This window comes from Bartonella sp. MR100HLJHH, from assembly GCF_042194215.1.
Classification (GTDB): Bacteria; Pseudomonadota; Alphaproteobacteria; order Rhizobiales; family Rhizobiaceae; genus Bartonella; species Bartonella grahamii.
In genome coordinates this window covers 234,632-254,919 of sequence record NZ_JBHIMR010000001.1, presented here as the reverse complement: position 1 = coordinate 254,919, position 20,288 = coordinate 234,632, and the positions used below count along the sequence as shown (strand labels likewise).

16 protein-coding genes are annotated in these 20,288 nt (G+C 38.8%); 12 read left to right on the top strand and 4 right to left on the bottom strand.

Features of this window, described 5'->3' with window-relative positions:
- Nucleotides 1–99 precede the first annotated feature (99 nt).
- Both ACFIJ7_RS00990 and secB read left to right on the top strand, forming a co-directional pair.
- Entirely contained in the window at nucleotides 100–594 is a 495-nt protein-coding gene (locus ACFIJ7_RS00990) for an FxsA family protein (protein ID WP_375635424.1), read from the top strand.
- Between the two features lie 142 nt (nucleotides 595–736).
- The gene (gene secB, locus ACFIJ7_RS00985; protein WP_375635423.1) at nucleotides 737–1,213 is read left to right on the top strand and encodes a protein-export chaperone SecB; all 477 of its coding nucleotides are present in this window, start codon (nucleotides 737–739) and stop codon (nucleotides 1,211–1,213) included.
- Between the two features lie 67 nt (nucleotides 1,214–1,280).
- On the opposite strand, the gene ACFIJ7_RS00980 is transcribed toward secB, so the two are convergent.
- A complete protein-coding gene (locus ACFIJ7_RS00980) occupies nucleotides 1,281–3,581 on the bottom strand; it encodes an NADP-dependent malic enzyme (RefSeq protein ID WP_375635422.1) in 2,301 nt (766 codons plus the stop codon).
- 195 nt (nucleotides 3,582–3,776) lie between these two features.
- Between ACFIJ7_RS00980 and mutS the strand changes: the two genes are divergently transcribed.
- Nucleotides 3,777–6,521 carry a DNA mismatch repair protein MutS gene (gene mutS / locus ACFIJ7_RS00975; RefSeq protein ID WP_375644387.1) on the top strand — a complete coding sequence of 915 codons (2,745 nt, stop codon included), beginning with the start codon at nucleotides 3,777–3,779 and terminating at the stop codon, nucleotides 6,519–6,521.
- A gap of 1,057 nt (nucleotides 6,522–7,578) precedes the next feature.
- On the opposite strand, the gene ilvD is transcribed toward mutS, so the two are convergent.
- The 3 genes from ilvD to ACFIJ7_RS00960 form a co-directional block, all read right to left on the bottom strand.
- The gene (ilvD, locus tag ACFIJ7_RS00970; protein ID WP_375644386.1) at nucleotides 7,579–9,417 is read right to left on the bottom strand and encodes a dihydroxy-acid dehydratase; all 1,839 of its coding nucleotides are present in this window, start codon (nucleotides 9,415–9,417) and stop codon (nucleotides 7,579–7,581) included.
- Between the two features lie 994 nt (nucleotides 9,418–10,411).
- Nucleotides 10,412–10,663 (bottom strand): DUF1150 domain-containing protein, encoded by a 252-nt coding sequence (locus ACFIJ7_RS00965; RefSeq protein WP_012754519.1) that lies wholly within the window; start codon nucleotides 10,661–10,663, stop codon nucleotides 10,412–10,414.
- 26 nt (nucleotides 10,664–10,689) lie between these two features.
- A complete protein-coding gene (locus ACFIJ7_RS00960; RefSeq protein ID WP_012754518.1) occupies nucleotides 10,690–11,121 on the bottom strand; it encodes an Hsp20 family protein in 432 nt (143 codons plus the stop codon).
- A 120-nt stretch (nucleotides 11,122–11,241) separates the two neighbouring features.
- Here ACFIJ7_RS00960 and nth point away from each other — a divergent pair, with 120 nt between their 5' ends.
- The 9 genes from nth (at nucleotide 11,242) to ACFIJ7_RS00915 (ending at nucleotide 20,191) form a co-directional block, all read left to right on the top strand.
- Complete coding sequence (nth, locus tag ACFIJ7_RS00955) at nucleotides 11,242–11,982, top strand: endonuclease III (protein ID WP_375635420.1); 741 nt, start codon at nucleotides 11,242–11,244, stop codon at nucleotides 11,980–11,982.
- Nucleotides 11,983–12,136: 154 nt separating this feature from the next.
- Nucleotides 12,137–12,340 (top strand): 50S ribosomal protein L35, encoded by a 204-nt coding sequence (gene rpmI, locus ACFIJ7_RS00950; RefSeq protein WP_273722445.1) that lies wholly within the window; start codon nucleotides 12,137–12,139, stop codon nucleotides 12,338–12,340.
- A gap of 33 nt (nucleotides 12,341–12,373) precedes the next feature.
- The gene (gene rplT, locus ACFIJ7_RS00945; RefSeq protein ID WP_375635419.1) at nucleotides 12,374–12,775 is read left to right on the top strand and encodes a 50S ribosomal protein L20; all 402 of its coding nucleotides are present in this window, start codon (nucleotides 12,374–12,376) and stop codon (nucleotides 12,773–12,775) included.
- A gap of 94 nt (nucleotides 12,776–12,869) precedes the next feature.
- Entirely contained in the window at nucleotides 12,870–13,952 is a 1,083-nt protein-coding gene (pheS, locus tag ACFIJ7_RS00940; protein ID WP_375644385.1) for a phenylalanine--tRNA ligase subunit alpha, read from the top strand.
- 32 nt (nucleotides 13,953–13,984) lie between these two features.
- Nucleotides 13,985–16,399: a phenylalanine--tRNA ligase subunit beta gene (gene pheT, locus ACFIJ7_RS00935; RefSeq protein ID WP_375644384.1), complete on the top strand. Its 2,415-nt coding sequence runs from the start codon at nucleotides 13,985–13,987 to the stop codon at nucleotides 16,397–16,399.
- A 291-nt stretch (nucleotides 16,400–16,690) separates the two neighbouring features.
- Complete coding sequence (locus ACFIJ7_RS00930; protein WP_375635417.1) at nucleotides 16,691–17,599, top strand: metal ABC transporter substrate-binding protein; 909 nt, start codon at nucleotides 16,691–16,693, stop codon at nucleotides 17,597–17,599.
- Nucleotides 17,596–18,426 carry a manganese/iron ABC transporter ATP-binding protein gene (locus ACFIJ7_RS00925; RefSeq protein WP_375635416.1) on the top strand — a complete coding sequence of 277 codons (831 nt, stop codon included), beginning with the start codon at nucleotides 17,596–17,598 and terminating at the stop codon, nucleotides 18,424–18,426. The genes ACFIJ7_RS00930 and ACFIJ7_RS00925 overlap by 4 nt, the downstream gene beginning before the upstream one ends.
- The gene (locus ACFIJ7_RS00920) at nucleotides 18,423–19,289 is read left to right on the top strand and encodes a metal ABC transporter permease (protein WP_012754510.1); all 867 of its coding nucleotides are present in this window, start codon (nucleotides 18,423–18,425) and stop codon (nucleotides 19,287–19,289) included. The genes ACFIJ7_RS00925 and ACFIJ7_RS00920 overlap by 4 nt, the downstream gene beginning before the upstream one ends.
- Nucleotides 19,286–20,191 carry a metal ABC transporter permease gene (locus ACFIJ7_RS00915; RefSeq protein ID WP_012754509.1) on the top strand — a complete coding sequence of 302 codons (906 nt, stop codon included), beginning with the start codon at nucleotides 19,286–19,288 and terminating at the stop codon, nucleotides 20,189–20,191. The genes ACFIJ7_RS00920 and ACFIJ7_RS00915 overlap by 4 nt, the downstream gene beginning before the upstream one ends.
- Nucleotides 20,192–20,288: the final 97 nt, after the last annotated feature.

Below are 20,288 nucleotides of genomic sequence, written 5' to 3'. Positions count from 1 at the left end.
AAATAAGGAATCCTACCATTCAAATATTTTTATAGATTTTATATTAAATGGAGTGCTCTTAAGAATTTCTCCCCACCTCATCCAGAAGGAAATTTGCATGTGATAAAACTTTATTCTATAAGTCCTCGTTTTTTTGTTGTTATCTTTCTTTGCATTCTTTTAATCGAGATCGCTGGTTTTATCTTTGTTGGTCAAGAAATTGGTATTTTGGCAACTTTGAGTTTGGTTATTCTCACAACCATAGTTGGGGTCGTTTTATTGCGAGTTCAAGGGTTTTGCCTTTTAAAAAACATACAAACTGAACTTATCCAAGGGCGTACATTAGAGAATAATATTATTAATGATGTTTTCATCATGTTTAGTGCAATTTTACTTATTCTTCCTGGCTTTGTAAGTGATCTCTTGGGAATATTACTTCTTATTAAACCAATTCGCTCTATTGTTTGGCATTTCTTTACATCATTACAAAACAAAATGAATCCCAATACTAAAAGAAAAAATGATGCTGAAAAAATAATTGATCTTAACGCAGAAGATTACACAATTCATGATACGACAGAATCTCCATGGCGCAAAAATGATGATAACCATTGAAATGCCTAAAAAATCTGTAACAAACTAAAAAAATATTCAAGATAAAGAGCGCATTTCTTGCAACCTTTTTCAAGGCGTGATAACCAATTTGGTCTTTAGATCTAAAATAAATATACATATTATAATGAGAGAGGTTCGTCGTATGGCCGAAGGTGAAATGAATAACAGTGGTGGAGAGCCGGTTTTTGCTGTATTAACTCAATATTTAAAAGATTTATCATTCGAAAACCCAGGTGCTCCTCGTTCATTGCGTACGCATGAAAAATCACCACAAATTGATATCAATATTAACGTCAATGCTAACCCAATTGGTGATGACAATTATGATGTCGTTTTGTCTCTCTCCGTCAAAGCCAATGATAATACTGAAATCTTATTTCATGTGGAACTGATTTACGGTGGTGTTTTCCACCTTGAAAACATTCCACAAGAACATGTTATGCCATTGGTCTTTATTGAATGTCCCCGTCTTTTATTTCCATTTGCTCGCCAAATTATATCTGATGCTACTCAAAATGGTGGTTTTCCACCTTTATGGATTGATCCTATTGATTTTGCAGCCCTCTTCCAAAAGCGTCTCGCCGAAGAACAAAAAGACAATCAAATACAGCCCTCTTAAAAAATTTATTCTTTTGCTATCATAAAGCCCCTTGATATATTATTGGTATATTAGGGGCTTTTTTCCTTTAGACGGCTTTTGCGGCATGATAAGCCGCGAGCATTGCAATATTGACCACATCTGTATCGTTTCCACTAAACGGTACAATTTGGACAGATTTTTCCAATCCAATTAAAATAGGACCAATGATGGTTGCTCCACCAAGTTCTTGTAACATTTTGCTTGCAATGGAAGACGCGTGATATCCAGGCATAACCAAAATGTTAGCGGGCTCTGTTAATCCCATAAATGGATATTGCTGCATCAATTTGGAATTGAGTGCTACATCAGCACTTATTTCTCCATCAAACTCAAAATCAACCTTGCGTTCATGCAAAATATTAATCGCATCCTGAATTTGCTGTGTGATTTGCCCTTTCATATAACCAAACGTAGAAAATGCTAAAAATGCTACCCGTGGTTGATATCCAAATCCACGTACAAACGAAGCGGTTTGTTCCGCTATATCCGCAAGTTCTTCAGCATTAGGATTTTCATAAACAGCTGTATCCGTAATAAACACAGTTCGTCCTCGGCAAATGGCCATTGAGATACCAATCAATCGTTCTTTTGGTTTTTCATCAATTGCACGACGTATATCGATCAGCGCTGTTTCATAATTGCGTGTCACCCCTGTAACCATTGCATCAGCATCTCCTAGTGCCACCATACACGCAGCAAAATAATTGCGATCATTATTGATACGACGATGACAATCACGCAACAGCCAGCCTTGACGCTGCATCTTTTTATAAAGATAATTCGCATAATCATCTGTACGGCAAGAAAGCTTAGCATTCATAATAGAAATACCTTCACGCTCCAGATCAATTCCAGCGATAACAGCTGTTTCTCTTACTTGCTCTTCACGACCGACCAAAATCGCTTGTCCTAATTTTTGATGAACATAGGAAACGGCTGCCCGCATAACTTGCTCTTCTTCACCTTCTGCAAAGACAATTTGTTTTGGCGCTTGACGAACATGGTTATAAACCCCACGCATCATCGAAGAAGTAGGATCACGTCTCGCATTCAAATCGCGCTCATAGGCCTCTAAATCATCTATGTTCTTTTGCGCAACACCGCTTTCCATTGCTGCTTTTGCTACCGCTATTGAAACAACCGTCAATAAACGTGGATCAAAAGGAACAGGGATGATATAATTAGGACCAAATTTTAATCGCTTTCCACGATAAGCTTCTGCAACGCTGTCAGGCACTTCTTCATGCGCTAAATTGGCAAGAGCCTTTGCCGCAGCAATCTTCATTTCTTCATTAATAACTCTTGCACGCACATCAAGTGCACCACGAAATATATAAGGAAAGCAGAGAACATTATTAATCTGATTTGGATAATCGGAACGCCCTGTTGCGACAATGGCATCATGACGCACTTGCATAACCTCTTCCGGCGTAATTTCTGGATCAGGATTAGCCATAGCAAAAATGATCGGCTGTGGTGCCATAGATCTTACCATTTCAGGAGTAAGAGCACCTTTAGCAGAAACCCCAAAAAATATATCTGCACCTTCCATTGCTTCTATAAGCGTACGTTTATCTGTTGGAATAGCATGCGCAGATTTCCACTGATTCATTCCCTCTTTGCGGCCTTCATAGACCACACCCTTTGTATCACATAATATGATATTTTCAGAACGAAAGCCCATCGCTTTAATCAGTTCAATACAAGCAATTCCTGCAGAACCAGCACCATTACAGACTAACCGCGTATTTTGCATATCACGCCCTGTTAAAGTCAAAGCATTGAGAACACCAGCAGCAACAATAATTGCTGTACCATGTTGATCGTCGTGAAAAACAGGTATATTCATCACCTCGCGTAGGCGGCTTTCAATCATAAAGCACTCTGGCGCCTTAATGTCTTCAAGATTAATTCCACCAAAAGAAGGTTCTAAATGACGCACCAAATTGATAAAACTTTCTGTATCGTTTATATCAATTTCTAAATCAATGGAATCAATATCCGCAAAACGCTTAAACAGCACTGCTTTGCCTTCCATGACCGGCTTAGAGGCAAGAGCTCCTAAGTTGCCTAACCCTAAAATAGCTGTACCATTTGAAATAACAGCAACAAGATTGCCTTTTGCTGTATAATCATAAGCTAGCGCTGGATTTTGAGCAATTGCCTTAACTGGAACTGCAACACCTGGTGAATAAGCAAGTGCTAAATCATGCTGTGTTGCCATAGACTTTGTTGCAACAATCTCAAGCTTTCCTGGTCGACCACGACTATGAAAATCTAGAGCTTCTCTTTCGCTCGCACTGTAAACAGTTTGAGACATTTTCTGATCCTGCTCGCTCTTTTTCATCTCACTTTATTTTCTCCAAAAACAGTGTAAATTTTGCTTGATAATGCGTATAGTCATTAAATTTGATTCATGTATTAGAACTCGCTATTCTTGCCTTAGCAAATCTGATGATGCGTTGCAATTTAGAGATAAATAGATATTGAAGTAAACAAAAAAGAGTAAAAACTTCACTTAAAGGAAACAGGCCTCGTACAAATGGATAAAAAAGACAACCATAAAAATAATTTAATTCCACAGCCTGCCTCCTCATCTGCTTCCTCTCAAGAACGTCTGACACCTATGATGGAGCAGTACATAGAAATCAAAGCCGTACATCATGATTCTCTTCTCTTTTACCGAATGGGGGATTTTTATGAATTATTTTTTAATGATGCGATTGAAGCTGCTCAGGCTTTAGGAATCACACTCACAGCACGCGGAAAACATTTAGGACAAGATATTCCTATGTGCGGTGTTCCCGTTCATGCTGCTGATGATTATTTACAAAAACTGATTGCTTGTGGTTACCGAGTTGCTGTTTGTGAACAAATAGAAGATCCTGCTGAAGCAAAAAAACGTGGCTCAAAATCTGTTGTTCGGCGTGATGTTGTTCGCCTTGTAACACCTGGAACGATAACAGAAGAAAAACTCCTTGATCCAACACGCGCAAATTATTTGATGACACTTTCCCGTATAAAAACAAGCGATGGAGAGGAATTTGCTCTTTCTTGGATTGATATCTCAACAGGCATATTTCGTGTAACAGAAAGCCGCCAAGAAAAACTTTTGGCAGATATTATGCGTGTGGATCCACAAGAAATCATTGTTGCTGATTCATTCTTTCATGATAAATCTCACAAATCACTTTTTAATGTTCTTGATCGTATCGTTTCACCTCAACCTGCTTGTCTCTTTGATGCACTGACCGCTGAACGCGATATTTGCAATTATTTTAAACTCTCAACTCTTGAAGGCGTTGCCGATTATTCACGTTCCGAACTCTCTGCAATTGTAGCTGCTATTCGTTATATCGAAAAAACACAAATCACGCATCGTCCTCCCCTCATGCAGCCTGAGCGCCAAAATGAAAGTGCGACTCTTTTTATTGATGCCGCAACCAGATTAAGCCTTGAACTTATTCGTACGACATCAGGTCAACGGGATGGAAGTTTATTAAAAGCTATTGATCGCACTGTAACAGGAGGAGGATCACGCCTTCTCATCGATCGCCTTATTGCTCCCCTCACCACTCCTTCGGCTATTGATACACGTTTGGATTCTATCGATTTTTTTCTACGTAATCCTTCTCTTGCAGAAGCGATAAAGCTTATTTTAAAAGGGGGACCAGATATGCCCCGCGCCGTTTCACGTTTGGCTCTTGGACGAGGAGGTCCCCGTGATATGGCGACAATCCAGCGCGGCTTTGAAATCATTCGTGAATTGCATCAACTTCTTAATAATGAGCTTCTGCCTCAAGAAATAAGTGATGTACAACAGGTGTTCTCAAACTTACCCACAGCGTTATACTTTCATTTAGAACAAGCATTAGCTGATGATCTCCCACTCCTTAAACGTGATGGTGGTTTTATTCGTTCAAATTATCATAAAGAGCTCGATGAAATGCGTGCTTTACGTGATGAATCGCGCCGTGTCATTGCTGAACTTCAAGCGCAATATGCCCAAGAAACAGATATTAAAACGCTTAAAATAAAGCATAATAATATTCTAGGTTATTTCATTGAAGTAACCAGTATACAAGCATCTGCTCTTACAAATAATCCACAAGCTAAAGCACGTTTTATTCATCGGCAAACAATGGCAAACGCTATGCGTTTTACGACAACAGAGCTTGTTGACCTTGAAAGCCGTATTGCCCATGCTGCCAATCACGCATTGACACTTGAACTAGAGATTTTTGATATTCTCGTTCAGGAAATTACCGAACAAGTTGATTTTATTCGTAAAGCCTCTGAAGCACTTGCTATTTTAGATGTCTCTGTCGCCTTAGCATATCTTGCTGAAGAACAAGGCTATTGCCGACCTAAAATTGATCTTTCACTTACCTTCCATATCACAGCAGGACGCCATCCTGTCGTCGAGCAAGCACTCCGCAAACAAGCAGCAGAACCTTTTATTGCCAATAATTGTGATCTCTCTGTGCAAGAAAATCAGCAATATGCAGCAATCTGGCTGTTGACAGGGCCTAATATGGGAGGAAAATCAACTTTTTTGCGGCAAAATGCTCTTATTGCTATTATGGCGCAAATGGGGTCCTTCGTTCCAGCGACTTCAGCACATATTGGTGTTGTTGACCGCCTATTTAGTCGTGTTGGGGCTTCCGATGATCTTGCACGGGGGCGCTCAACCTTTATGATGGAAATGGTTGAAACAGCAACAATTCTCAATCATGCTAGCCACCATTCCCTTGTTATTCTTGATGAAATAGGACGTGGGACATCAACCTTTGATGGACTTTCTATTGCTTGGGCTGCTGTTGAATATCTCCATGAAGTTAACCATTGTCGTGCTATTCTCGCTACCCATTTTCATGAAATGACTGCACTTACCGAAAAACTTGACAGACTGCATAATGTAACCATGAAAGTCAAAAATTGGGATGGTGATGTAGTTTTTCTTCATGAGGTCACACTAGGAGCTGCTGACCGTTCCTATGGTGTACAAGTCGCAAAGCTTGCTGGACTTCCCCCAGCCGTTATTACACGAGCAACAGATGTACTCCATCAATTAGAACAAGGTGAAATGGCTGGAAAAGGGCATAAACTCATTGATGATTTACCACTCTTTTCTCTTAAAGCAACATCTCCCGTCAATGAAGCAAGAAACAAACATTGTGTACTTCACGAAGCTTTAAAAAATATCCATCCCGATGAACTCTCTCCTAAACAAGCTTTAGAAGCAATTTACCACCTCAAACAGCTTGAAAAGAATAACCTCTTATAGAAAACGGATGTTATTTTTTATTAAAAAGCTTTCTTAAGAGGAGATAAAGTATCACTTTTTGATATGCCACAGCACAAACTGTTGTTTACCGTATTCCCATCGCTTTTCTACACAATATATTTTGATAAGTGTAATGCATATAGAGGCAAAATCCTATGCATTATATTCCATATTTCCTTAGATCAATATTGGCCCGTAGACAAAAAATTAGTCAATATCGACTATTTTTACAAGATAGTCGTTTTTTGTGAAGATTGTCATGAAATCTCCTCCACCTTGCAAATACGCAATATTTAATGAATTATGCTTTTTCACAATCAATATTATTGTTATCATAGCAACAGTTTTAGTTTAAAGCTGTCGGTGTTGGGATGCCACCCCATTTTGCATAATAAATTCATGGATGATGGGTCTCGTATTTTCTTCACATTTTAAGTTATAAAAAGCTCTTTTACTGTTTTCATATGAACCATATAATCAGATATATCACAGCAGCATTTTATTTTCCTAAACATCCTTTGAACTCCTTCCCACACCTCAAAGGATAAAGATTTTCATTCACATCAAGTCTGCAAACAGTCTAGATTCTAAGGGATTTACCTTGACTTCCTTCATGTGATTCACTTAAACCCAAAGCTTGATAAACAAGTCTAAGAATATTCACCACACACTTAAAAAACACTTAATATATTAAGGAAGATGCCGTATATCACAGCCCTAAATGACAGTGTTTTTACGGTACAAAAAGATAATGCCACCAGTACAATAAATATCTTTCATAAATATAAGAACAGGAAATCGTAATTTCGTATAAAATTGAAATATGATATGAAGCGTAATCATACCATATCTATCTTTATCTGTCTTACATAGCTGCTGAAATAAGCAATCCGCAGCAGCTTTTAGTTGTATTGATAGCTTTTTAATCATACTTATCATGGCTCGAAATATTCTGATAAGTTCATAAACTCATAAAATAATTAGCTTAGAATATCGTGTAAAAGATGCAAAAAATCAGAATACTATCTCTCTTTTATAAGACGCGTCATTCATCTCATCAAATATTACGTACTGCACCCTTTGCAGCAGATGTGGTCATCGCTGCATAGGTTTTGAGAGCCTTTGAAACTTTACGCTGACGCTTCTCAATCGGTTGCCAAGCACCTTTTCCTTTTGCTTCCATCTTAGCACGGCGCTGCTTCATCTCAACGTCATCCACCAACATATGAATTCTACGATTTGGAATATCAATTTCTATGATATCCCCCTCCTCCACCAACGCAATTTCTCCTCCTTCAGCAGCTTCTGGTGAAATATGTCCTATCGAGAGCCCTGAACTTCCCCCTGAAAAACGTCCATCCGTAACAAGTGCACAAACCTTGCCCAATCCTTTAGATTTGAGATAACTTGTTGGATAAAGCATTTCTTGCATTCCAGGTCCACCACGTGGACCTTCATAACGGATTAAAACAATTTCACCTATTTTAATCTTATCAGTTAATATAGCTGAAACAGCTGAATCTTGGCTTTCAAAAATTCTTGCCGGACCTTTAAAAGTTAAAATTGATTGATCAACGCCTGCTGTTTTTACAATACAGCCATCTTTTGCAAGATTTCCATAAAGAACTGCCAATCCTCCATCTTGTGAATATGCATGTTCCCTATCGCGAATCACACCTTTTTCACGATCAAGATCAAGGGTCTCATAGCGACAAGATTGGCTAAAAGCTGTCTGTGTTGGAATACCACCAGGAGCAGCACGATAAAATGTACGGACTGTTGGTTCATTAGTTTGTTTCACATCCCAACGGTAAAGAGCTTCTTTCATTGTTTTTGCATGAACCGTATAAGTTGACGTATCAATGAGTCCCGCCGCATCCAGTTCGCCTAAAAGCCCCATAATACCACCAGCGCGATGAACATCTTCCATATGTACATTCGCAACAGCAGGAGCAACCTTACATAAAACAGGAACACGACGTGAAAGATGATCAATATCCGTCATGGTAAAATCCACCTCACCTTCTTGCGCCGCGGCTAAAAGATGCAGTACCGTATTGGTTGATCCCCCCATAGCAATATCAACGGTCATTGCATTTTCAAAAGCCTTGCGTGAAGCAATAGAGCGGGGCAAAACTGTTTCATCATCTTTTTCATAATAACGTTTAACCAATGCAACAATCTGTTTTCCAGCTTCTTCAAAAAGCATCCGTCGATCTGCATGTGTTGCTAACATTGATCCATTTCCGGGAAGCGAAAGCCCCAATGCTTCCGTTAAGCAATTCATGGAGTTGGCTGTAAACATTCCTGAACAAGAACCACATGTAGGACAAGCAGCACGCTCCATTTCAGCAACTTCTTCTTCTGAATTCTGTTCTGAAGCTGCTGCAACCATGGCATCGACCAAATCAACCCTTAGATCTTGATCCTTCCATTTAATCTTACCTGCTTCCATAGGACCGCCTGAAACAAAGATTGTCGGAATATTCAACCGTAAAGCAGCCATTAACATACCAGGCGTAATTTTGTCACAATTAGAAATACAGACAAGTGCATCCGCACAATGTGCATTAACCATGTACTCTACAGAATCAGCAATGATTTCACGTGAGGGCAAAGAATAGAGCATTCCATCGTGCCCCATCGCAATTCCATCATCTACAGCAATGGTATTAAATTCTTTCGCAACACCACCGGCAACCGCTATCTGTTGTGCGACTAATTGCCCAAGATCTTTTAAATGGACATGCCCTGGTACAAATTGTGTAAAAGAATTCGCAATCGCAATAATGGGTTTACCAAAATCAGTATCTTTCATCCCTGTTGCACGCCAAAGTCCGCGGGCTCCTGCCATATTACGCCCGTGGGTCGATATTCTTGAACGGTAAGAAGGCATTATTTTTTTCCCCTCAAATAATTCCATTTTGCTTGTTGTGCTGTAACTTCATTATAAAAACAAGAGCTTTAATATTCAAAAGAGAAAAATACCTTGTACTGAGGCATTTGAAGCACAAAATTAAAAGCTCTGCATAAACTTTTTCATAAGGCCTTTGTTTTTTTATTACCTGTTAATCAACATCTAATCCCTGTGCAATTCCACGTTTGAGACAAATATCAAAACGCTTCAGTGTGGCACGAACTGTACCAGATTTTTGTATGCCAGATTTGATAAGTATATTTCATCTATCTGTTTGCGTAATTTCTGGAACAAGAAGACAGCCTAATTTGGAAAGAATATAAAGGCATCATGGTAAAAATCTATCATCTCCTTACAATTCAGCTTTACATCTTTCAAAAGCATTCATAGCAATATCTTTTAAATAACGATGACGCATTATATCATGCTTTTGTTTTTATACTCTTCAATGGAGTTACTCTCCTCACGAAGAACAGAAAACCCCAAACAAAATACACTTGTATAGCCTTCATGTACTCATTTTAAAGAAACATCTTTCAATGCACACTCGAGCCTATTTCACGATAGCGCCTATGAATAGTATAAAAGTTCCCGTGAATAATATAAATCTATAGGGGACATCTTCACACTTATGAAGAAGCAAACTGACACCATCATACATTTTTCTCATCCCCAATATTGCCAACATCCTTGCTAATTAAGACAATTCACAAGAGATATTTTTATTCCTTTCTTTAAGTGTTTTTATCCACACGGCTCTCCCTGCGTGTGACATACAAGCAAGTGACTTTAATTGTTTTAATACAAGAGGATTTCAAATGAGAGAACCTTATGATATTCGGGACTCTCATTCCAGTTGTAAAAATTAATTATGAATATAAACCTATACTTATCTCATTATAACTCACATTACACCCTTTACGAAAAAATAGATAGAATTTATAAAGAGTACAGCGTTTTCTCGTAAGGTAATCTAGTGCAGAGTTACAATTTGTAGTTCATGCTCATTGGCTCCAGCAAGGGCGATAGAACGCTCATCGGATAAAATGATAGGATAACCTGTTTCACCAAAGAGAGCCCATATCGTAATTCCTGGGGTCATTGGTGGAAGATCTGGAAAGTTTTTAGCCAGATCATCTGTACAAACTTTTTTTAAATAGGCAATCTGTCCCGCATCAGAGTAGGATGTGTTCTGAAACGACAAGTTTTGTTTATGTTCTCCCATTTCACTGTTCCTTTACGCCTTAACTTTTATGACTCACCACTACTGACTTTAATTGGAATCTGTTTTATTTCTTTTTTTAATTTTGGTTGATACAGATTAATTGATAAAAGACCATTTTTCAACTCTGCATTTGTAACATGCATCCCTTCCGCGAGAACAAAGGTTCGCTGGAATTGTCGCGCAGCTATACCGCGATATAAATATTGATGATTTTGGTTGTCCGTTTGTTTACCATGAATAACCAATTGATTATCATCGAGCAAAATATTAAGATGGTTAATCTTAAATCCAGCAACAGCCAAAGTTATCCGGATATGATTTGCATCATCATTTTTATGCAAACGTTCAATGTTATAGGCTGGGTAAGCCTCATCAGCTTTACCGATACGTTGCAATATTTTTTCTACGGTTTCAAACCCTAAAAGAAAGGGATTGGAGAAAGGCGTCACATGTGTCATTCATGAGTATCCTCTTTAAAACGGCTTTACTTGACCAAACTCTATAAAAGTGTTCGCTGCATTCCTCTCATATGGCGAGCGTGAATGATAACTTCAAGAGAGAAGATTTAAGAGAGTTCAATGCCTCAAGGTACCATAAAATTGTCAAAAGTGCGAAATTTATCTGGTATATTATATAATGAAAATGAAATTGCAGAAATATTTCGCCGTTTTTCTGTGCAACGCCCAGCGCCTAAGAGTGATCTTATCTATACAAATATTTTTACGCTTTTGGTTGCCGTTGTGCTTTCGGCTCAAGCGACAGATGTAAGCGTTAATAAAGCGACAAAAGAATTATTTCGCCTTGCTGATCAACCGGAAAAAATGGTTGCATTAGGAGAAGAAGAAATAGCACATCATATCCGTTCAATTGGTCTTTGGCGAGCAAAAGCACGCAATGTTTATGCACTTTGTAACTGTTTAATTGATTGTTATGGCGGTCAAGTACCTGATACGCGTGAAGCACTTATGTCCCTTCCTGGAGTGGGGCGCAAAACGGCTAATGTTGTTTTGAATGTTGCTTTTGGTCAGCCTACATTGGCAGTAGATACACATATTTTTCGCTTAAGCAATCGTCTTGGTTTAGCGCCTGGCAAAACACCAGAGATTGTTGAGAAAAAATTATTAAAGATTATACCAATCCATTATCTTCGTCATGCGCATCATTGGCTGATTTTACATGGACGCTATGTTTGCCAAGCACGTAAAGCACAATGTAGGCAATGCATTATTGCTGATCTATGTAAAGCAGCTATCAAAACAAATGCTATTCCGGCACCTTTAGTTGAGCTTCAAGGCAATGGAGCTCCGATTTTTTTGTAATACGGTCTTGCTATTTTGTGTATAGTGGCTTATGGAAACACTATTAGAACTGCCCGGCAGGGCATGCCGTGGCTGTTTAAATGCTTGTTCAAGCGTTGGTCCGCTTGAGTGAATAAAATGTTTGATTGAATAAATTAATGTACGGAGTAGCAAAATGCCCAAGATGAAGACCAAATCATCCGCTAAAAAGCGGTTTAAAATCACTGCGTCAGGCAAAATTAAAGTAGCAGCTGCCGGTAAGCGCCACGGTATGATTAAGCGTTCGAATAAATTTATTCGCGATGCACGTGGAACAATGGTTTTGTGTGAACAAGATGCTAAAAAAGTCATTCAGCATTATTTGCCGAATGGTGTTTAAACCTTACGCTTTTGATTTTGAGGAGATTATAATATGGCACGTGTGAAAAGAGGTGTGACAGCACACGCTAAGCACAAAAAAGTTCTTAAACAGGCTGAAGGTTTTTACGGTCGTCGTAAAAATACCATTCGTGCAGCTAAAGCAGCAGTTGATCGTTCAAAGCAATACGCTTATCGTGATCGCAAAAATAGGAAACGTACTTTCCGTTCTTTGTGGATTCAGAGAATTAATGCAGCTGTTCGCGCAGAAGGTTTAACTTATGGACGTTTTATTGATGGCTTATCAAAAGCCGGTATTGAGGTTGATCGTAAGGTTCTTTCAGACATAGCAATCCACGAAGCAGAAGCATTTTCTGCTTTAGTAGCTTCGGCAAAAAAGGCTTTGGAATATTTAAAAGATACGACACCTAATGCTTTTGAAGGCGCTGTCAAGTAAGCCAGTCGTGTTCTCTTAAAGCATTTATTTATTCGAGGTCCCGTGCTGGCTGTTGCGAGTGCGGGTTTTTTTTTATTAAAAAATAGGCAAAAATATGAACGATATTGAGCGTCTGGAACAAGAAATTTGTTTAGCCTTAGAGGCAGCGGGTGATGAACAGGCACTTGAAGCAGTGCGTATTGCAGCATTGGGTAAAAAAGGTAGCATCTCTGAAAAATTAAAAGCATTAGGGAAGATGGATGCTAGCGAGCGCCATAAAGTTGGACCAGTTCTTAATGGATTTAAAAATCGTATTTTAGAATTATGGGCGCAAAAGCGTGATATTCTGAAAAGACAGGCAATGGATACCCGTCTTTCTCGTGAAACGGTTGATGTTACCTTGCCTGTTCGCTCTTCACCTATAGAACGGGGACGCATTCATCCTATTTCACAGGTTATTGAGGAAATTATTGCCATTTATACGAAGTTGGGTTTTTCTCTTGCAGAGGGACCTGATATTGAAACAGATTATTACAATTTTACGGCATTGAATTTTCCTGAAGGGCATCCCGCACGCGAAATGCATGATACCTTCTTTTTTGATGTCAATAAAATGGGAGAACGAAAGTTGTTGCGGACCCATACATCACCCGTACAAATTCGCACACTAGAAAAACAAAAAGCACCGATACGGATCATTATTCCTGGAAAAACTTACCGCATGGATTCGGATGCGACGCATTCGCCCATGTTCCATCAGGTAGAAGGTCTTGTCATTGATAAAACCTCCACCATTGCCCATATGATGTGGCTACATGAAACCTTTTGTAAAGCATTTTTTGAAGTTCCCTCTGTAAAAATGCGTTTTCGTCCTTCTTTTTTCCCTTTTACCGAACCATCTATGGAAGTGGATATTCAATGTGATCGCTCTGGTTCAGAAGTAAAATTCGGAGAAGGACAGGATTGGTTGGAAATTTTAGGATGCGGAATGGTGCATCCTCATGTGTTGAAAAATGTTGGTTTAGATCCCGATGAATATCAAGGCTTTGCATGGGGAATGGGCATTGACCGTATTGCCATGTTGAAATACGGTATGCCTGATTTACGAGCTTTTTTTGATGCTGATCTGCGTTGGTTAGACCATTATGGCTTTCGTTGCTTTGATATGCCTGCTTTTTTTCCTAATAGAAATATGTGATCTTAGTCATCGCTTTCATGTGAGGTTTTAAAATGAAATTTACATTGTCGTGGTTAAAAGATCACTTAGAGACAAGTGCATCTTTGGATGAAATTTGTGAGAAACTAACAGCTATAGGTCTTGAGGTTGATTACGTTGATGATCGGTCTTCTTTAAAAGGTTTTGTGATTGCAAAAGTTTTAACAGCAATAAAGCATCCTGATGCAGATAAACTCCAGATTCTGTCCGTCGATACAGGGACTTCTACACCTGTTCAAGTTGTCTGTGGAGCACCAAATGCGCGTGCAGGTCTTGTTGGTGTTCTGGCACTACCAGGCACTTATATTTCAGGACTCGATGCGACATTATCTGTAGGAAAAATCCGCGGTGTTGAAAGTTTTGGGATGATGTGTTCGCAAGCGGAGCTTGAATTATCAAATGAACATGACGGGATTATAGAACTTCCAGAAGATGCACCTATTGGAGATTCATTTGCAACTTATGCTGGTTTAGATGATCCGATCATTGATATTGGTTTGACCCCCAATCGCTCTGATTGTACAGGTGTTCGTGGTATTGCCCGTGATCTTGCTGCCGCTGGAATGGGAAAATTAAAAGAATTATCCTTGTCAAAATTTGAGCCTTCCTTTGAAACACCTCTCGATGTTTCATTAGATTTTTCGCAAGATTCATCATTATGTTTAGGTTTTGCTTGGCGTGAAGTGCGCAATGTTCAAAATGGTGCATCACCTCAGTGGATGCAACAGCGTTTGAATGCAATTGGTTTGAGACCGATTAATGCGCTTGTTGATATGACCAATTACATAAGTTTTGACCTTGGTCGTCCACTCCATGTTTTTGATGCGGATAAAATTAAAGGTAATTTGTGTGTACGTTGTGCTCGTGAGGGAGAACAGCTTCAAGCACTGAACGGAAAAATCTATCATTTGGGCGCTAAGAATTGTGCCATTTCAGATGAAGAGGGGATTGTTTCGATTGCCGGTATCATGGGCGGTGAAAGAACGAGTTGTGATGAGACAACACGTCGCGTTATTATTGAATCAGCGCTTTGGGATGCGCAAAGCATTGCACAAACAGGAAGAGCATTAGGTCTTATCAGTGATGCACGTTATCGATTTGAACGAGGTGTTGATCCGGCTTTTATAGAAACAGGGCTTGAGATTGCAACAGAATTGGTCTTACGTCTTTGTGGTGGTGAAGTATCTAAGAAGAGGATCGTTGGCTATCAGCAACAAGAAATCAAACAGATCGCTTTTCCTTTTTCTGAAATTAAACGTTTAACAAATTTGGAAATAGAACCTGAAAAAGTCATCTCTATTTTAACAAAACTTGGATTTTTCGTTGAAGGAAAAGGAGATGTCGTTACAGTAAAAGTACCATCATGGCGCCCTGATATTATGGGGAAAGCCGATTTGGTGGAAGAAGTCATGAGGATTTATGGGCTAGATAAAATTAAACCTATTCCTTTGGAAAACTTCGCAGAAGGAAAAGATCAAACTTTAACATGCGCACAAATTCGTTCACGTGCTACACGTTTGGCTTTAGTGCAACGTGGTATGAAAGAAGCGGTAACATGGTCTTTTATTTCTGAAAATCAAGCTCTTGCTTTTGGAGGAGGTCAAGAAGAGCTTAAATTGGTTAATCCTATTGCTGCTGATATGTCAATGATGCGTCCTTCCCTTTTACCTGGTTTGATTATGGCGGCACAGAGAAATGCTGATCGTGGTTTTTCCGATCTTGCTTTGTTTGAAGTTTCCAATATTTATGAAGGCGATACCCCTGATAAACAACACCGTGTTGTTAGTGGGATTCGTCGCGGAACAGAGCAATTTAAAGGGGCTGGTCGTTTTTGGAATGGAAATGCAACCGTCGTTGATGTTTTTGATGCCAAAGCAGATGCTTTAGCTATTTTAGAAGCATGCGATATGGATGTTGGAAAAGTGCAGATTGAAGTAGGAGCACCCGATTGGTATCATCCTGGTCGTTCAGGTGTCATAAAACTTGGATCAAAGATTATTCTTGGTTTTTTTGGTGTTTTTCATCCTGCTACATTAGAAAAGTTAGATGTCAGTGGCCCTTTATGCGGCTTTGAAATTTTTCTAGACAGAATTCCAGAATCAAAGAAAAAAACGACCAAAAGCCGTCCTCCTTTGAAACTCTCACCTTTTCAAATGGTGCGGCGTGATTTTGCCTTTATAGCGGATAAAACTGTTGCCTCTTCTCTTATTATTCGTGCGGCAAGTGGAGCCGATAAAAAACTTATTCATTCAGTGCAGATTTTTGATATTTTTGAAGATTTAAGCTTTGGCGAAGATAAAAAATCTGTTGCAATTGAAGTAACTATTCAGCCCATAGAACGGACTCTAACAGATGAAGATTTAGAAAAGCTTGCCTTAAAGATCGTGGATAATGTTACCAAAATGACAGGTGCATATTTGCGCTACTGAGTATTTTCATTTTTTATGAGATATTTTACATGAAGTGGGAGCATTTTTAAGTGCTCCCTTTTTGTTTGGCATTCAAGAGCTATAGAGCTTCTTGAAAGCGGATCTCCTTACCAAAACAAGCTGCTTAAATCATCAATTTTTTCAATATGAAAAAAGCTGTTTTTAAACATCTTGAAAAGTTATTTTTTCTCTTAATCCTTCATTGCAAATGTAAAAGATAACTGCTATTGCTAAATGATAATGCAAATTATTTGCAATAAAAAGAAGGCATATAAAGGAAAGAGAGAATCAATGAACGTAAGAACGTTTTTCAGCATAGTTTTAGGAAGTGTTATTTTTTTTACACCCAATTTTGCTTTGTGTGCTGGTAAATTTAAAGCTGTTACGACATTCACTATCATTGCTGATATGGCACGCAATGTAGCAGGTGATGCTGCTGATGTTGAATCCATTACAAAACCAGGTGCGGAAATTCATGAATATCAACCCACCCCTCGCGATCTTATGCGTGCTCAGGGAGCTAACCTTGTATTGTGGAATGGATTAGAGTTAGAGCTTTGGTTTGAAAAGTTTTTTCAAAATATCAAGGATGTTCCAAGTGTTGTTGTTTCAAAAGGTATTGTACCCATTAAAATTGGTGAGGGCCCCTTTAGCGGTAAACCCAATCCTCATGCGTGGATGTCACCAACCTCTGCTTTGATTTACGTTGATAATATTCGCGATGCTTTTGTAAAATATGATCCTGAACATGCTGCTATTTATAAAGAGAATGCTGAAATTTATAAACAGAAAATTCGTGCAACGATTGATCCAATTAAGGCTGAATTAGAAGCCGTACCGCAAGATAAGCGTTGGCTTGTGACCAGTGAGGGGGCATTTAGCTATTTGGCGCGTGATTTTAATCTAAAAGAGCTTTATTTATGGCCCATCAATGCTGACCAGCAAGGAACACCACAGCAGGTCAAGCATGTTATTGATATGGTTCGCAAATACAATATTCATGCAGTTTTTTCTGAAAGCACTATTTCCCCTGCGCCTGCTAAGCAGGTTGCTAAAGAAACAGGGGCTAAATACGGTGGAGTTCTTTATGTTGATTCTTTAAGTGAGAAAAATGGTGAGGTACCCACTTATATTGATTTATTACGTGTCACGAGTGGGCGTATTAGCAATGCTTTATTAGAGGGAGTAAAAAGCCAATGACGGAATCTGGAATATTTGCCCAAGGAGTAACGGTAACTTATCGTAATGGACATACGGCTTTACGCGAAGTGAATTTTGAAAGTCCAAAGGGTTCTATTACGGCATTAGTTGGTGTTAATGGATCCGGTAAGTCAACGTTATTTAAAGCGATTATGGGGTTTGTACGCCCCTCAAAGGGAAAAATTCGCATGTTTGATTTGCCCGTTGATATAGCTTTGAAAAAAAACCTTATTGCTTATGTTCCTCAAAGTGAAGATGTTGATTGGAATTTTCCTGTCTTGGTCGAAGATGTTGTATTGATGGGGCGGTACGGTCATATGAATTTCTTTCGCTATGCCCGTACACAAGATTATGAAGCCGTTCGTATTGCCTTAGAGCGCGTTGATATGTTGGCTTTTGCCAAGCGCCAGATTGGAGAACTTTCTGGTGGACAGAAAAAGCGTGTTTTCCTAGCGCGCGCTCTTGCACAGAAAGCAAAAGCTATTTTATTAGATGAGCCGTTTACAGGGGTTGACGTTACAACAGAAGATAAAATCATTGCTTTGTTACAAGATCTTCGTAAAGAAGGAGCAGTGATCTTGGTTTCAACTCACAATTTGGGTTCTGTTCGCGAATTTTGTGATCATACAGTTTTAATAAAAGGAACCGTTTTAGCTTCTGGGTTAACAGAAAAAATCTTTACAAAAGAAAATCTAGAAAAAACTTTTGGAGGATCTTTGCACCACCATATTTTTGATCTTCCTAGCACAAAAAAAAATGATGGTTTCATGGGAAGAAAGCAGTCTGCAGTTTGTGAAGATATTGAAAGAGTGGAGCACGTTGCATGATTTCTTGGTTGCTTGAGCCACTGAGCTATCAATATATGGTGAATGCAATGTGGGTTTCTGGGTTAGTTGGGTGTGTTTGTGCCTTTCTTTCGGCTTTTTTGATGTTAAAAGGTTGGTCATTGATTGGTGATGCTCTTTCCCATTCGATTGTTCCTGGTGTAGCAGGAGCTTACCTTTTAGGGTTACCTTTTTCACTCGGCGCTTTTTTTTCTGGTGGTCTTGCAGCAGCAGCAATGCTCTTTTTTAACCACCGGACAAAGCTTAAAGAAGATACCATTATTGGGCTCATTTTTTCCTCCTTTTTTGCCTTTGGGTTGTTTCTCAAATCGTTAAAACCAATGGCTGTTAATATTGATACGATTGTTTTGGGAAATATTTTAGCCGTTAGTTCATCAGATATTCTACAATTGGCTTTTATCGGCTTTTTTTCGTTGCTTATATTGCTTTTGAAATGGAAGGATCTTCTTGTTTCGTTATTTGATGAAACACATGCGCATGCCATTGGATTAAATGTAAAGTTTTTAAAGATTCTCTTTTTCACATTACTTGCCGCTTGTACTGTTGCTGCTATGCAAACCGTTGGAGCGTTCTTAGTCATTTGTCTTGTTGTGACACCTGGGGCAACAGCCTATCTTTTAAGTGATCGTTTCGTGAATATCTTGGTTATTGCAGTTGTAATTGGAACATTCACAAGTGTCTTGGGTGTTTATGTGAGTTATTTTTTAAATGCACAAACGGGGGGGGTTGTTGTGCTTTTTCAAGCATCTTTATTTGTTTTGGCTTTTATTTTTGCTCCTAAACATGGGTATATTGCTGCGCGCTTACGCATAAATGCGGCAAAAAAGGGTGTAATATTATCATGATTGATCAATTACTACTTCCGTTTCAGTTTTCTTTTATGCTTAAGGGTATGCTTATTGTCATGATTCTTTCTATTCCCATGGCGATGCTTTCCTGTTTTCTTATTTTGAAAGGATGGGCGCTGTTAGGCGATGCCATTTCTCATGCAGTTTTTCCAGGTGTTGTTGTTGGTTATATGACAACACCATGGGTAATCGCATTTTTGACTTCTTTGCCATTTGCTTGGTTTCAACATATGCGTCCAGAGAATATTACAATGACTCTGATTACTTGCGGTGCTTTTGTTGCAGGAATGGTGTGTGCACTATTAACGGGTTTTTTAGGAAGCAATAGCCGTATCAAACAGGACACGGTGATGGGTGTGGTCTTTTCTTCGATGTTTGGTTTGGGGCTTGTTTTAGCCACGTCTATTTATAGTAGCTTAGATTTGAATCATATTCTATTTGGTAATCTTTTAGGTGTTAACTGGCTTGATATAACACAAACGGCGATCATTTCTGCTGTTGTCACTTTCATTTTAGCAGCAAAATGGCGCGACTTTATGTTGTATATTTTTGATACAGTTCAAGGACATGCAATGGGGTTACCAATATCTCTACTTCACTATACCCTTCTAACGATGATTTCTCTTACAATTGTTGCGGCTTTGAAAGCTGTAGGTATCGTGCTCGTTATTTCTTTACTGATAGCACCAGGAGCAATTGCCTATCTTGTTACAAAGCGGTTTTCTTTTATGTTAATGATCGCGATACTTGTTGCAGCTTTTTCTGGTTTTTTAGGGATTTATCTCAGCTTATTTATCGGCTCTGATTCTGCTTCCACAATTGTGTTGATCTTGACGTTGATTTTTATGGCTATTTTCATGATGATTTTTTTTCGTCAAAACACAGTTCAAGAAACTTAAAAGTGTTAAAATTCATGCATATCAGCCATGCATTTTTATATATTGTTTCTCATTTCTATTTTAATTAGAGTTCGAGGTGCTAGGTTATTTTTCCTCC